The sequence below is a fragment of the Faecalibacterium sp. An192 genome, assembly GCF_002160175.1.
Taxonomy (GTDB): domain Bacteria; phylum Bacillota; class Clostridia; order Oscillospirales; family Ruminococcaceae; genus Faecalibacterium.
In genome coordinates, this window is the sequence record NZ_NFKB01000039.1 from 1 (window position 1) to 14,751 (window position 14,751).

12 protein-coding genes are annotated in these 14,751 nt (G+C 56.0%); 9 read left to right on the forward strand and 3 right to left on the reverse strand.

What is annotated here, in order from left to right; genetic code table 11:
- The coding region (locus tag B5F27_RS11645; protein WP_144066517.1) for a hypothetical protein at positions 1 to 226 on the reverse strand (226 nt) is incomplete at its 3' end.
- A 181-nt stretch (positions 227 to 407) separates the two neighbouring features.
- Between B5F27_RS11645 and B5F27_RS11650 the strand changes: the two genes are divergently transcribed.
- The gene (locus B5F27_RS11650; protein ID WP_087248329.1) at positions 408 to 638 is read left to right on the forward strand and encodes a helix-turn-helix transcriptional regulator; all 231 of its coding nucleotides are present in this window, start codon (positions 408 to 410) and stop codon (positions 636 to 638) included.
- A gap of 224 nt (positions 639 to 862) precedes the next feature.
- A complete protein-coding gene (locus tag B5F27_RS11655) occupies positions 863 to 2,017 on the forward strand; it encodes a transglutaminase domain-containing protein (RefSeq protein WP_087367856.1) in 1,155 nt (384 codons plus the stop codon).
- A gap of 80 nt (positions 2,018 to 2,097) precedes the next feature.
- Here B5F27_RS11655 and B5F27_RS11660 read toward each other — a convergent pair whose 3' ends face one another.
- Positions 2,098 to 3,468, reverse strand: coding sequence for a PTS transporter subunit EIIC (locus B5F27_RS11660; RefSeq protein WP_087367858.1), 1,371 nt, complete (start codon positions 3,466 to 3,468; stop codon positions 2,098 to 2,100).
- Between the two features lie 448 nt (positions 3,469 to 3,916).
- Between B5F27_RS11660 and B5F27_RS11665 the strand changes: the two genes are divergently transcribed.
- The 7 genes from B5F27_RS11665 (at position 3,917) to B5F27_RS11690 (ending at position 11,674) form a co-directional block, all read left to right on the forward strand.
- Complete coding sequence (locus tag B5F27_RS11665; protein ID WP_087367861.1) at positions 3,917 to 5,116, forward strand: enolase C-terminal domain-like protein; 1,200 nt, start codon at positions 3,917 to 3,919, stop codon at positions 5,114 to 5,116.
- 22 nt (positions 5,117 to 5,138) lie between these two features.
- Entirely contained in the window at positions 5,139 to 5,873 is a 735-nt protein-coding gene (locus B5F27_RS11670) for a GntR family transcriptional regulator (protein ID WP_158098240.1), read from the forward strand.
- Between the two features lie 18 nt (positions 5,874 to 5,891).
- Positions 5,892 to 6,041, forward strand: a complete 150-nt coding sequence (locus B5F27_RS16830; RefSeq protein ID WP_158098241.1) for a hypothetical protein — start codon at positions 5,892 to 5,894, stop codon at positions 6,039 to 6,041.
- Positions 6,042 to 6,448: 407 nt separating this feature from the next.
- A complete protein-coding gene (locus tag B5F27_RS11675; protein WP_242962178.1) occupies positions 6,449 to 8,311 on the forward strand; it encodes a beta-glucoside-specific PTS transporter subunit IIABC in 1,863 nt (620 codons plus the stop codon).
- Complete coding sequence (locus B5F27_RS11680; protein ID WP_087367870.1) at positions 8,308 to 9,762, forward strand: family 1 glycosylhydrolase; 1,455 nt, start codon at positions 8,308 to 8,310, stop codon at positions 9,760 to 9,762. The genes B5F27_RS11675 and B5F27_RS11680 overlap by 4 nt, the downstream gene beginning before the upstream one ends.
- A gap of 40 nt (positions 9,763 to 9,802) precedes the next feature.
- Positions 9,803 to 10,660 carry a PRD domain-containing protein gene (locus tag B5F27_RS11685; RefSeq protein WP_087367873.1) on the forward strand — a complete coding sequence of 286 codons (858 nt, stop codon included), beginning with the start codon at positions 9,803 to 9,805 and terminating at the stop codon, positions 10,658 to 10,660.
- 81 nt (positions 10,661 to 10,741) lie between these two features.
- A complete protein-coding gene (locus B5F27_RS11690) occupies positions 10,742 to 11,674 on the forward strand; it encodes an AEC family transporter (protein WP_087367875.1) in 933 nt (310 codons plus the stop codon).
- 63 nt (positions 11,675 to 11,737) lie between these two features.
- Here B5F27_RS11690 and B5F27_RS11695 read toward each other — a convergent pair whose 3' ends face one another.
- Positions 11,738 to 14,455, reverse strand: coding sequence for an AAA domain-containing protein (locus B5F27_RS11695; protein WP_087367877.1), 2,718 nt, complete (start codon positions 14,453 to 14,455; stop codon positions 11,738 to 11,740).
- Positions 14,456 to 14,751 lie beyond the last annotated feature (296 nt).

Here is a 14,751-nt window from a genome sequence, read left to right on the forward strand (position 1 = left end):
GGTATCGGGTGTTGCTTTTGGAGACAATTTCCTCTGCTTCGTCCCGAACGGTATAGGAAGTGCGGGCTTCCTGCTCCGGATTCCCTTCAATCCGGTTCTGAATGTCCTGAGCCACCGTCTCGGTGATATCATTGCCCAGCTCCACCGACCAGTGGGCTACTTTTACCGGCAGCGTCACAATATCGCCTACAATATCCGCCAGTATGGCTAGATCCTCCAAAAACATATCCGACCTCCCTTTCCCATGCCGTGCCTTTTGTGATCCGCTGTGCGCATTTTGGACGCAGCAAAGCAAAACAACAACCTTTGCACTTATTATTATAACTATTGAAGTAATAATTGCAATATGTTTATGGAATAAAAAATCACCCCATTCTTCCGTACAATGAAGACACGAGGTGTACGCCATGGAACGTGAATTTGAACAGGAATACAAAATGATCGGCCTGAAGGTCGCCTACTACCGCAAGCTGCAGGGTTACACTCAGGAAAAGCTGGCCGACAAGCTGGGAGTGGCCACCTCCTACATCGGCCAGATTGAAGCCCCCGGCATGTACAAGCCCATCTCCCTGACCACCCTGCTGCGGATCGCCCAGGCGCTGGATGTGCCGGCCTACAAGTTTTTGCAGTTTGAATAAGAGTCAAATCACCCGCCGCCTCCCTGTTCTTCGGGAAGCTGCGGGTGATTCTCTTTGTCCAATATGTTTGCCAGGCGTTTTCCAGTGTGGAACGCCTGTTATTATTGCTTTGAAGAAAAACATCACATCTCTGCGCCAAAAGCTTTACGCAGCCTCTCTTTTTTGCTATCTTTATAGTAAAAGAGCGGCTGCGCTCTTGCAGCCGCCGTGTGAGGAGGTATCCAATGATGAAACGACATCTTTACCGTGCGTTGTTCTTCCTGGTGGTGCTGGCGGCAAGCTGCGGGATGTTGGCCATGGGGGCCAGTGCGGCGGACCCTGTGAGCGACTTTGACTTTGCCCGCTATGTCAGCGATAACCCGGACTTGATGCAAGCCTACGGGCGAGACCTCTATCTGGAAGATCTCTATCTGCACTATCTGAACTTTGGCGCCGGCGAAGGCCGGGCCGCCTATTCCCTGCGGACCGGGCAGCCTTTTGTGCTGGAGGAAAATGCCCAGCAGGCCTACCAGGCCCAGCAGAGCCTTACCGGAGCAGAGGCCCGCATCGCCAACGCCACCCTTACTCCCGACCGCAACTGGCCGGAACCGCTGCTGACGGTGGCAGACCAAATCCTGGCCCAGGTGGGCGGCTCCACGCCCTATGAACAGCTCCGGGGCTGCTATGACTGGCTGATTCAGAACTGCTCCTATGGCAGTGTCCTGTCCAATCTGAACCAGGGTGGCTGGCTCGCAGAGGATGCCTATTCGATCATGACCCAGCGGGTGGGCGTATGCGACAATTATTCGGCAGCCTTTGCGGTGCTGGCCCGGATGATCGGTTTTGACGCCAGAATCCAAACCGGCCAGACCCACCGGGCTGCCGGCGGCTACACCGGCCACGCCTGGTGCGTCATCAACATCCACGGGGTGGACTATGTCTTTGACCCCCAGGTGGAGGACAACATCGCCGCCGGCGGGGCCATCCGGTATCTTCGCTTCTGCAAAACCTATGAAGAAGTGCCGGACAAATACATCCTGTATGCTGCCGACGTGGTGCAGAGCAATATTATGGCCAGCGGCACCGTCCCGGCAGCCTACGGCTTTGGGCAGGGGTATAACTATTTCACTCATATCAACGAAGCCCGGTCGGCCGCCGGCGTCAGTCCCATGTCCTGGGACGCCGAGATGTCCAGAGCTGCCCTCCGGATCGCCCGCGGTGAGAACAAAGACACCGTTTTGAGCGAGCTGAAGAGCAAAACCGGCAAAGGCTATATTTCCTACTCCAGCTATGTATTCTACCCTTCCTATAACTGGCAGCCAAATATGGATCGTTTCCTGGAATCCGCAGGCATCGGCTTCTATGGGCTTCACATATGTATGCTCTACAGCATCAAATAAGATGTGATCCCCTGACCAAACAACCAGAAAAAGGGCATACAGGTCAAACCTGTATGCCCTCTTTTATGCGCAGCGGATGATCAGCTGCGGTTCATTTTAACAACCAGCAGATAGGACAGAGAGAACGAGACGGCCAGGGTAATGATCCAGCCCAGAACAGCGAAGGGGAAATACGGTCCGATGTAGGCGGGAATGCTGAACACGCTGGAAGTGATGTAGCCATACAGACGGACGCCAAAGAAGCTGATGAAAGCACTGCCTACCACACTGCCCACCGTAGCGGCAACAAAGGCCATCTTGTACTTGGTCAGCACGCCGAACAGAGCCGGCTCGGTAATGCCCAGGAAGCCCGACAGCACAGCGCCGCCGATCACGGTTTTTTCAGACTTGGAGTTGGCTTTGAAGTAGCAGCCGGCAGCGGCGCCCACGATGGACAGGTTTGCTACAAACATCATGGGCATCAGCATATCCCAGCCCTGAGAGGCGAAGTTTTCCATGGCAATGGGGGTCATGGCGTGGTGCATACCTACCAGAATCGACACAGGGCGAATTGCACCAAAGAAGACGCCGCAGAGAACAGGGCTGATGTCATAAACCGTATTGACAACCGATGCCAGACCACGGCCCAGATAAATGCCGATGGGGCCCACGACGGTCAGGGTCAGGATGCCGCTGATAAACAGGGTCAGGGTGGGGACAATCACGGTTTTGGCTGCACTGGGAATGATGCGGTCCACCCAGCGGTGCACATAACTCATCAGCAGCACGCCAAAGAAGATGGGGATAACCGAGCTCGAATAGTTAAACACCGGGACAGGAATCATCCCAAACAGATAGAAGTTGCTGATTTCGCCGGCTGCGGCCGCATTCACCATGGTGGGGTACATGATGACGGTTGCCAGAGCAATGGCCAGATACTGGTTGGTCTTCAGCTTTTTGGCCTCGGAAGCCGCCACCAGGAAGGGAAGGAAATTGAATACGCCGCTGGCCAGCATATCAATAATCAGGTAGGTGTCCGTCGTGTTGGAAATCACATTCAGGGCAACCAGGCCGGTCATCAGACCTTTGATCATACCGGCGCCTGCAATGGCCGGCACAATGGGTCCAAAAATGCCGGACATCAGATCCATGAACTGGGAAACCAGGCCCTTCTTTTCGCCGCTGGGTTCATCCGCCGGGGCTTTGTCCGCCTCTTTGGCCGCATCCAGGCCCAGCTGTTTCATGGCCTCGGTATAGAATTTCTCCACGGTGGTGCCAATGACAATCTGCACCTGTCCTTTGGCGAACTGGACGCCGATCACATCCGGAATCGCTTTGATCGCTTCCATATCAGCCTTGTCGTAGTCCACCAGCTCAAAGCGGAGCCGGGTCATACAGTGCCACACATTTACAATGTTTTCTTTACCGCCAACATGCGCAATGATGCTGGCAACAGACTTTGAGAGTTCCATCGCAACAGTCCTCCTGTTCAGACCATTCCATTTGTGTATCCTGTCTTTTTCCGTTCGGGATGATCTTCTACCGCAAATGGGTCGCCTGGCTTCATCCCGTGCCAGGCCTCATGGGCCGCCCGCTTTCTGGAAAGGAGTATAGCAAGTCCACCGGAAATGGGCAAATGTTAAAAACCGGCAGGATTTTGATGCCGTCCACACATATCCATCGATAAATCGCATGTTATTTCATTTTCTCAAAACAAGTCCAGGAAAATTGGACTGTTTTTTATTAACTTTTATTAGAAAAATCAGCAACTCTTGACGAAAGGCGAAGCTGTGTGGTTTAATCAAAGCGCTGATGGAGAACCGCCCGTTCTGAAATCCATGGCACATCCCCTGTCTGCAATGCCGTCCAGGCTGCGTGGACAGGAAACAGTCTGCAGCAGAAACGAAGGAGGTTCTTTTTGTGAAAGCGACAATCATCACAGATGTCCAATGTTATGTAGTCCGCCCCGACCGCCACAATCTGGTGGTGGTCAAGGTTCTGACCGACCGGGGTGTTTACGGCGTTGGCTGCGCCACCTTTCAGCAACGGCCTCTGGCCGTCCAGACCACCGTTCAGGAATACCTGCGTCCCCTTCTGATTGGACGGGATGCCAACGAAATCGAGGATTTGTGGCACCTGATGATGGTGAACGCCTACTGGCGCAACGGTCCGGTCCTGAACAATGCAGTTTCCGGGGTGGACATGGCTCTGTGGGACATCAAAGGCAAGTTGGCTGAGATGCCGCTGTACGAGTTGTGGGGCGGCCGTGCCCGCACGGCTATTCCCGCCTACACCCACGCCGTGGCAGATACCATGGAACAGCTCTATGAAGAAGTGAAGCGCATCCGCAGCGAAGGCTACCGGCACATCCGCTGCCAGCTGGGCTTTTACGGCGGGAATCCGGACCACCTCCAGACGCCGGAGCATCCCCTGCCCGGAGCCTATTTTGACCCGGACGACTATATGCGGAACACCTTGACCATGTTCCGGCTGCTGCGGGAGAAATATGGAGACGCCTTCCATATTCTGCACGATGTGCACGAGAGACTGAGCCCAACCCAGGCCCTCAACTTTGCCAAACAGGTTGAGGCATACCACCCCTATTTCATTGAGGATCTGCTGCCGCCGGATCAAAACGCCTGGCTGGCCCAGCTGCGCACCCAGTGCTCCACCCCCATTGCCACCGGCGAGCTCTTCAATAATCCCACCGAGTGGATGCCCCTGCTGGAAGGCCGCCTGATCGACTACCTGCGTTGCCACGTGTCTCAGCTGGGCGGCATTACGCCGGCGCTGAAGGTGGCCTCGGTGGCAGAGGCTTATGGCGTGGGCATCGCCTGGCATACCCCCTCGGACATCACTCCCATCGGGCTTGCCGTGAACACCCACCTGAACATCCATTGCCATAACGCTGCCATTCAGGAGAACATCGAGCTGAAAGACAACACCAAGAGCCTGTTCCCCGGGTACACGGAACCGGTCGGCGGCTACTTCTATCCCATAGACCGCCCGGGCATCGGTGTCGACTTTGACGAGGCCTTGGCCGGCCAGTATCCCTGTACTTATCGTCCCCATGAGTGGACCCAAAGCCGTGTGCCGGACGGAACACTGGTTACACCGTGACAGATCGAAAAGAGGTGCCAGGATGACAGCCAAAAAGACGCAGTTTTTGATCGAAGATCTGATCAGCAAGATCTTTCAGCATCAATTCCCTGAGGGAAAGCTGCCGGCGGAACGTGTCCTGGCACAAGACTACGGGGTATCCCGCTACACCGTCCAGCAGGCCCTGAACCGTCTGGAAGGGATGGGCATGATTCACCGCCAGCGCGGAGACGGCATCTACATTCGGAGAAACGTCCAAAAATATCCGATGGTCTACAATTCGGCCACCCAGATCCAGTACAGTACCCTTCGCTCTGAAATGCTGTCCCTGCGCAAAATAAAGGCGGGCCCGGAGCTGATCCGGATTTTTGACATTGAGGCCAGCGAAGAAGTATGGGAGTTCCGCCGGGTACGGATCATGAACTATATCAAGACCCAGATCGAAACGGGCTACCTTCCCTGCACCTTGTTTCCCTATGTGGACAGAGAGAGCGTGGAAGATTCCATCCAAAACCTTGCGATGGAACAAGGCTATCGCATCTCACGTTTTATGACCACCTACCGTCCCACCCAGCTGACCCGTGAAGAAGCGGGTCTGCTCAGCTGCAAAAAAGGTGAACCGGCCTTCTGCATCACTTCGCGGGGTTACCTGCGGGACGGCCGAGTCTTTGTCCACAGCAACATTACAGCGATTCACTACGAATGCACCTATATCGTTCCGTTTAATAAAGAAGTGTATCTGCATCGAAGGAACCGCCACAAGGAAAAGGACAAATAACATCGGGAGGCATAGGATTTGAAATTTGATGTCTCTCCTGATAAACAAAAGCGGCAGGGCCCAAAAGCCTCTGCCGCTTTTCGATTTTTCAGCCTGCTGGTCCCCTGGTTTCAATCCTGCCTGGCCAAAACGAACCCATCGCCCGTTCTCTTGAGCGTTCTATTTTAAATTGCCTCAACAGGCAGCGAAAAGGCTTCCTATGGTAAGAGAATCTTCCGCAGGAGGGCTTTGCCATGTATGCGCCACCGTTCCACCCGGGCCATGCCCGCTGTCTTTCCTGCTTTGTCCATACACAAATTCACGCCCTGTCAAAGTATATCTGCACAAATTGAAAGTATGAATTTTGTGTGAATTGGATGTTGCGTCGGGGCGTGCATTTTGCTATACTATGGATACAAGTTACCGGTTGGACATGTCACTGGTCATGCAGGCAGGATCTGACGGAACATCCCAGGCTTACCATTTCTTTAGCACAAGAGGGGGAAGCTGTAGGTTGTGTTCTGTTGGGTCTTTTTCTTTTGCCATTTTGGCCGAATGGCAAAGGATGTGTACAGTCAACAAGGAGGATTTCTCAAGTGAAAAACTACAAGCAGACTGCTGCGGACGTTCTGCGCCTGGTGGGCGGAGATAAAAACGTCTCGCATCTGGAACACTGTTCCACCCGGCTGCGCTTCACCCTGGCCGACCCCGCCAAGGCGGATGCTGCCGCACTGAAAAAGACCCCCGGCGTCATGGGCGTCATCGCAAGCGGCCCCCAGTGCCAGGTGGTCATCGGAAACGATGTCATCGAGGTATACGATGAGCTGCTCAAGCTGGGCAGCTTCAACGCCGCAGCACCCGCTGCCGCATCCGGCGGCAAAAAGAACATCGGCGGCCTGATCCTGGACTACATGGTGGGCATTTTCCAGCCTCTGGTTCCCGCCATCGCAGGCGCCGGCGTCCTGAAGGCCATCCTGACCATCTTCACCACCTTCGGCCTCCTCTCTTCCTCCGATGTGGTGTATCAGGTCTTCTATAATGTGGCCGACGCGGCACTGTATTATCTGCCCGTTCTGGTGGCCTTCACCACCGCCACCAAATTCGGCTGCAACAAACTGGTTGCTGTGGCTCTGGCTGCGGCCATGATCTCCCCCAGCACCTCCGCCCTGCTGGCGACCGAGGGCGGCGCCTACTTCTTTGGCCTCCACATCCAGAGCATCGGCTACACCGGCCAGGTTTTCCCCTCCATTCTGATCGTCATCTTTATGGCCTTCCTGGAAAAATGGTGCAACAAGTGGTGCCCCAAGGCCATCCGCGTGTTCTTTGTTCCCCTGTTCTGCTTTGCTGTGGCCTTCCCCGTGGGTCTGCTCCTGCTGGGACCTCTGGGCTACAACATCGGCAGCCTGCTGACTTCTGCCATCCTCGGCCTGTACAACACTCTGGGCTGGCTGGCCGTCGCCCTGGTGGCCGCCATCCTGCCCTTCATGATCTCCCTGGGCATGCACAAGGCTCTGGTTCCCTATGCGGTTGCCTCCATTGCTGATCCCGGCTTCGATATGCTGTATCTGCCCGCTTCGCTGGCTCACAACATCTCGGAGGGCGGCGCCTGCCTGGCAGTCGCCATCAAGACCAAGGACGAAAATCTCCGCTCCACTGCCATCTCTGCCGGCATTTCCGGCCTGTTCGGCATCACGGAGCCCGCTCTGTACGGCGTCACCCTGCAGCGCCGCAAGGTGACCATTGCGGTGGTTCTGTCCAGCTTCATCGGCGGCCTGTTCATTGGCCTCATGGGCATCAAGGCCTTCGCCGCAGTCGGCCCCGGCATTGCCAGCATGGCCATGTACATTGACCCTGCCAACAGCATGAACTTTGTCTGGGCCTGCGTGGGCTTTGCCATCTCGGTGGCCGCATCCTTTATCCTGACCCTGATCCTCTACAAAGACGAGGACGACACCGACGCTCCTTCCGCAGAGGCTGCTCCGGATTCTTCCGCCAAGCCCGCCAGCTGCACCATCGCCAGCCCCCTGGAGGGCAAGGCGGTTCCCCTGACCAGCGTGAAGGATGAGGTTTTCTCCCAGAAAATTCTGGGCGACGGCATCGCCGTGGTTCCCAGCAAAGGAGAGCTGTACGCCCCTGCGGACGGCACCATTGAGTCGGTCTTTGAGTCCAAGCACGCCATTTCGATGGTCACCAGCACCGGCGCTGAGCTGCTGATGCACATTGGCATGGACACTGTAAAACTGGAAGGCAAAGGTTTCGCTCCCGCTGTCAAAAACGGCGACAAAGTCCAGAAGGGCCAGCTGCTGATGAAGTTTGACATCGCAGCCATTCAGGCCGCCGGATTCGACACCACTACCCCCATCGTTGTGACCAACGGCGACACCTTTACCGTCACACCGGCGGCAGACGGTGCAGTCAAGCCCGGCGCCGCCCTGATGAAGTTGGAGGCTGTACAATGAGTTTTCCCAAAGGTTTTTTCTGGGGCGGCGCGCTCGCTGCCAACCAGGTGGAAGGCGCCTGGAACGTGGACGGCAAGGGTCCCAGCGTAGCCGATGTGGCCACCTATAAGCCCAACACCGACGTCAAGGATTACAAGGCCCACATGGCCATCAACGACGAGATGATCGCCGCAGCCATGGCCGACCCCGAGGACACCTGGTACCCCAAGCGCCGCGGCATTGATTTTTACCACCACTACAAAGAGGACCTGGCCCTCTTTGCCGAGATGGGCTTTACCATGCTGCGGGTGTCCATTGCCTGGACCCGCATCTATCCCACCGGCGAGGAAGCCCAGCCCAACGAGGCCGGCCTCCAGTTCTACAGCGACCTGTTCGCCGAGATGCACCGCCTGCATATCGAGCCGCTGGTCACTCTGAGCCACTACGAGATGCCGCTGGCCCTGGCCACCAAGTACAACGGCTGGCACGACCGCCGGGTCATCGACTGCTTCACCAAGTTCTGCCATACCTGCTTTGAGCGGTACAAGAACGATGTAAAGTACTGGCTGACCTTCAACGAGGTGGACAGCATCATCCGCCACCCCTTCACCACTGCCGGCATCATCCCCAGCCGCGTGCCGGAGGACAAGCTGCTGGAAGTCTGCTACCAGGCCCTGCACCATCAGCTGGTGGCCAGCGCCCTGGTGGTCAAGGACTGCCATGAAGTCATCCCGGGCAGCAAGGTGGGCTGCATGCTGACCAAGCTCACCACCTACGCCCGCACCTGTGCCCCCGACGATGAGCTGGCCACCCAGGCCAAAAACCTGGAGAACCTGTTCTACGCCGACGTCCACGTCTGGGGCGAATATCCCCGCCTGATCCTCAAGATGTTTGAGCGCAAGGGCATCCATATCCAGACCCAGCCGGAAGATGCCGCCATCCTGAAGGCGGGCTGCGTGGACTTTGTGTCCTGCAGCTACTACATGACCATGACCGAGTCGGTGGACCCCAACGCCGAGCGCACCCCCGGCAACACCGTTCTGGGCGTCAAGAATCCCTATCTGGCCACCAGCGACTGGGGCTGGCAGATTGACCCCAAGGGCCTCCGCTACAGTCTGATTGAGCTGTACGACCGCTACCGCAAGCCCTTGATGGTTGTGGAAAACGGCATCGGCGCAAAGGACACCGTGGAGCCCGACGGCTCCATCCACGACCCCTACCGCATCGAGTATTTCCGCCAGCACATCAGCGAGATGGGCAAGGCCATCGACGAGGGCGTGGAGATGTGGGGTTACACCAGCTGGGCTCCCATCGACCTGATTTCGGCATCCACCAACCAGATGAGCAAGCGGTATGGTTTCATCTATGTGGATCAGGACGATATGGGCAACGGTACCCTGGCCCGCAGCCGCAAGGACAGCTTTGAATGGTACAAAAAAGTCATTGCCTCCAACGGAGAGGATTTGACCTGAACCGAGACAGCATCAACACAAAGGAGGCGGTGATGACCCCATGCAGATACGCAAGGTGCTGAACAGCAGCGTCGTGCTGGTGCAGGATGAAAACGGAGAGGAATCCATCCTGCTGGGCAAAGGAATCGGTTATGGCCGCCGCCCCGGGGAAACCATAGACCGTCAGCCTTCGGACCGGGTTTTCATTCCGCTGTCCAACCCCGATGCTCAGCCCATGATTGAGCTGTTTTCCTCCATCCCGCCGGTGTATCTGGAACTGACCCAGGACATTGTGGCCGATGCGGAGACGTCCATGGGGGTGACCCTTTCTCCCCACATTTACCTGATGCTGACCGATCACCTTCATTTTGCAGTGGAGCGCCAGAAGAAAGGCATTGTGGTCACCAACCGGGTTTTCTGGGAGATCAAGCATTTTTACCGCCGGGAATTTGAGGTGGGCCTGCGGGGCCTGCGGCGTACTTCCGAGCTTCTGGGTGTGGATCTGCCCGAGGAGGAAGCCGGGAACATCGCTTTTCACATCGTCAACGCCCGCCAGGACGTGGGGGCCGGCGGCGACGCCATGAAGGCCGCGCTGCTGATCGGCGAGCTGACCAACATCGTCACCTACCGCATGCACACCAGCCTGAACACCGAGAGCATCCATTTTTCCCGGTTCATCAGCCATCTGCAGTTTTTCGCCGACCGTTTTTTCTCCGGCAAACTGATGGACAGCGAGGATGATTTCCTGTTCCGGCAGATGCAGAGCGGCTATCCCGAAGCCACCGACTGCGCCGAGCGAATCCGCACCTTTTTGCTGCGCAAATACAACATCTTTCTTCCCAACGAGGAGACCGCCTATCTGGCGCTGCACATCGCCCGTCTGACCAAAACCACGGAGGACGACACGTCAACCAAGTAAGCCTGTCCCACGCAGAGAGGTGCCCTTTGGGGCATCTCTCTTTTTATGCCCGCTCTGTTTCCGGGTGAGGAGGTATGTTCTATGGAGATTGCCCTTTTGCTGGCGCAGCAGATTGCGCAGCTGTTCCTGATTTTGTTTTGCGGCTATCTGATTGTCCGCACCGGCCTGCTCCGGGCGGCCGACAGCAAGGTGCTGTCGGTGATCCTGGTCTATCTGGTGATCCCCTGCGTCATCATCGACGCTTTTCAGATCCAGGACAGCCCCCAGGTGCGCGCCGGCCTGCTGGTTTCCTTTGGGGCGGCTGCGGCTATTCACGTCGTGTTTCTGGCCCTGACCGCCGTCCTGCGGCGGCCTTTGGGGCTGGATGCGGTGGAGCGCGCCACCGCCATCTACAGCAACGCCGGTGCTCTGGTGATTCCGCTGGTACAGGCCCTCCTGGGCCAGGAATATGTGATTTACTCCTGCGCCTTCATCATTGTTCAGCTGGTCCTGCTGTGGACCCACGGCAGCACGGTTCTGCGGGGCGCCGGTTCCCTCAGCCTGAAATCCATCCTCACCAACGTGAATTTGATCTCCATCCTGGTGGGCGCTGTGCTCTATCTGGGCCATATCCCCCTGCCCAGCGTCCTGGTGGGGGCCATGGACAGCATGGGGAACCTGATGGGGCCTCTGGGGATGCTGCTGGCCGGCATGGCCATCGCGGAATCTCCCCTGAAGCAGCTGCTGTGCACCCCTCGCTATTACCTTACAGCTGCTCTGCGGCTGCTGATCTATCCCCTGGCCGCTCTGGCTTTGTTGTGGGTGTCTGGGGCTGTATCCTTTCTGCCCGACGGCAAGTCCATCCTGATGACCGTCTATCTGGCCGCCATCACTCCGGCCTGCACCACCATCACCTCCATGGCCCAGCTGTACGGCCAGGACGTCGGGAAATCCAGCTCCCTCTATGTCCTGTCCACCCTGCTGTCCATCGCAACCATGCCGGTGATGCTGGGGCTGTTTGACGTGGTGATCTGATATAGAAAAGGAAAAGCTGCTGGTTCAATAAGCCAGCAGCTTTTCCTTTTTCATTTGGCTGTTTCAGTTTCCTTTCAGCGCCTGTTCCAGAGCCTGTTCGATCCGAAGGGCCTCTTCACTCTCATCGGTCCGAAGGCGCAGCAAGGGAATTCCGCACCGCGCAAAGATACGGTTCTTTTTCGCGTCTCTCCGGGCCTGTACGCTGCCGGCTGCATGGAATGCGGTTCCATCCACCTCCACGGCCAGCACCGGCGATTTATCCACCCGCCGGAACAACAGAAAATCCACATGGGTCAGGGGATTCCGGGCGTAAACAGCTTCCTCCTCGGTCAAGAGGCTGTAATCCCGGATCAAATGGTTGACCGACACATGGACCGCACAGCCCACCGAAGCAAACGGTTCTTTCTGGAGGATTCCTTCAATGACGATATAGAGCAGATTCTCGGAATCGTAGTCTGAAACCCGTCTGTGCTTTTGCAGATAGACCCGGCGCTGTTCCGCATAGCTCTTGTAGAGCAGGTCAAATACCGAGTAAACCGCGCTGTTCACCACTTCGCAGTTGTTGTACTGAATATAGCGGGTCAGCTCACCATAGTTGGTTGTGTCGTTCCGCGGATCGCTGGAGGTAATCACCGCAAGGGACCGCACTGCCCGGGACACGGCCACGTTGAGCATATGGGGATCGTCCACAAACTGGGTGATCACATTGTCCACCGAAGTCAGTACAATAGCTTCCTTTTCGCGGCCCTGGAATTTGTGGACGGTTGCCACTTCCCATTCTTTGCCCAGCTGGGTCTGGATGGCCGCCACCTGATCCCGATAGGGAGTGATAATTCCAATCTGGTCGTATCCCTGCTTTTTCAGCCTGGGCAGCACTTCTTCCCGCATCACGTCAATCTGACGCTGGTTCAGGTGTCCCCGGGCGTGATTGCCCTGGGGCGTCTTGTACATGGTCAGGACATCAGGTTCTCCGTGGTCCTCGGTCATGACAATCAGTTTGCCCCCATAGAATTTCTGATTGCAGAAATTGATGATTTTGGGATGGCAGCGGTAATGCTCCCGCAAGAGTACCATCGGCGCATCCTTCCACACTTCCAGTGCAGAGGCAAGCAGGCTGTGGGTCGAGAAACGGTAGGCCTCCGGCAAAGAACGCTGGTTCCAGACCGCCTCGCTCTTTTGGATGGTATCGCCGTCCAGAACATTGGGGAGCTGCTGGAGGTCGCCCACAATCACCACATTCTTTGCACAAGAGAGGGCAAGCACGCCGGTGGCCAGATCCACCTGCGAGGCCTCATCCACAATCAGATAGTCATAAACATGATCGGGGTGCAGCGTTCCCTTGATGGAATGGGTCGTGCTCAGGATCACCGGATATTCTGCGTTGACTTTGCCGGGATCCCCCCAAAAGCTCTTCACATCAAAACAGGGGCGTTTTCCTTTCCAGCGGAACCGCCGGCTCAGCTCTGCCCGAAACAGGCACAGGGACAGGTCTGTCAATTCCTCCATTTTCTCATCGAAGGAATAGTGTTCCAGCATCTTTTCCAGGTGCTCTCTTTCTTCCGTCAGCTCCTGACGGCGCAGCTGGTAAAATTGCCGCTGAAGATAAGGAATGACCACTTCCGGAGCCTGACCAAAAACCGTCAGGGCACTGCGGTTGAAACGAAGCCAAATCGAGAACTTTTTCAGCAGGCCCAGCCGTTTCCCATTTTCTGCATGAGCCTCATACTCCAGCCACAGAGACAGGGTTTCCTGAGCCGATAAGTTTTTGATCTCACCCCGAAAAGCCTGTCCTGCATGCTCATAATAGGATGCAAAGTTGTGCTCTTCCGGAGTCAATTCCAACAGTTCCTGCTGAATGGCCGCAATCCGGTTCTTGGCATCCAGGCGCTGATTCAACTCCTGCGACAGCTGCGCAACGGTCTTCGACAGACGCTGCTGTTCTTCCGGCTCCAGCACCCAGGATTGCATATTGGGATACTCCCCGGCCTGGGTTTCCAGAAAATGCTCTTTATTGGCCCGGCTGCCCAAAAAGGCGGTGAGAAACGAGAGGCCCTTGGCCTCCATTTTCTCGGCCACGTTGAGGGTGGCGGCGTTGTTGTTGGAAACAACCGCCACCGTCTTCCCGTTTCGGACCGCATTGGCGATAATATTCAGAATGGTTTGGGTCTTTCCCGTTCCCGGTGGGCCCTGAATGATACTCACCTGCGAGGACAAGGCGTGTCCCACCGCAATCTTTTGGCTTTGATTTAAGCCAAACGGATACAGAATGACGCCGGGCAAATCGCGCTTTTGGGGCTTTATATCCGGGTCCAGATAGCAGGCCAGCGCCGTTTCACTGTCAATCCGCTTGCACCGCTCATATTGGGCACTCAGCAAATTTACGCCGTTGTCAACCGTCAGTCCGACCGCTCCGGCGGTCTCCTTAAAATAGGCAAAGAGAGACTGCACCCGCTTATCCGTCAGGCAGTTCCGATGGAACAAAACGTCCGCTTTGGGACACGAGACGGTCTTTTGTCCTGCCCGGACAAAACGATACCAGCTGCCATAATCCAGAATCTCATCCAGATCGTTTAGGGAACGATTTCCCGCCTCCACAATCCAATCATCCGGATTCAAGCGCTGCTGCAGTTCCAAAATCTGCACTTTATCCCGCCGATAATGGTACGCTTTGGGAGAATTGGCATAGACAATCTCGCAGTATTGGCCTTCCATCCGGAACGAAGCAATCGCATCGGTTTTATCCTGCCCATTGATGAGGATAAGATATTTTTCTTGATCCATGCCAAGCCTCCATCGTCTTTCCGACTGCTGTCAAAATCGCCTTGATTCGGCGCTTCATTATAACATGTACCATCTTTTGCCACAAGATAAAGCAGAATATATTTACTGAAAAGTTGCAAGTTCGTTGGACGTATATTTCGGACAGCCGGATTCCAAATAGCAGCAATCGAGGCATCATTTTCTTTGAGGCCATCCAGATATCGGATAACTTTTCCGCCTCGTTCAAGTACCCGGCGCTGTCCCTGTTGTGCACAAAAACAATCCCATTTTTTATGCAAACTTTCAAAAATGACTTT

Coding starts and splice junctions, on each gene's coding strand:
- B5F27_RS11650 (WP_087248329.1), top strand. CDS start 408: ATGGAACGTGAATTTGAACAGGAATACAAAATGATCGGCCTGAAGGTC.
- B5F27_RS11655 (WP_087367856.1), top strand. CDS start 863: ATGATGAAACGACATCTTTACCGTGCGTTGTTCTTCCTGGTGGTGCTG.
- B5F27_RS11660 (WP_087367858.1), bottom strand. CDS start 3,468: ATGGAACTCTCAAAGTCTGTTGCCAGCATCATTGCGCATGTTGGCGGT.
- B5F27_RS11670 (WP_158098240.1), top strand. CDS start 5,139: ATGACAGCCAAAAAGACGCAGTTTTTGATCGAAGATCTGATCAGCAAG.
- B5F27_RS11680 (WP_087367870.1), top strand. CDS start 8,308: ATGAGTTTTCCCAAAGGTTTTTTCTGGGGCGGCGCGCTCGCTGCCAAC.
- B5F27_RS11685 (WP_087367873.1), top strand. CDS start 9,803: ATGCAGATACGCAAGGTGCTGAACAGCAGCGTCGTGCTGGTGCAGGAT.
- B5F27_RS11690 (WP_087367875.1), top strand. CDS start 10,742: ATGGAGATTGCCCTTTTGCTGGCGCAGCAGATTGCGCAGCTGTTCCTG.
- B5F27_RS11695 (WP_087367877.1), bottom strand. CDS start 14,455: ATGGATCAAGAAAAATATCTTATCCTCATCAATGGGCAGGATAAAACC.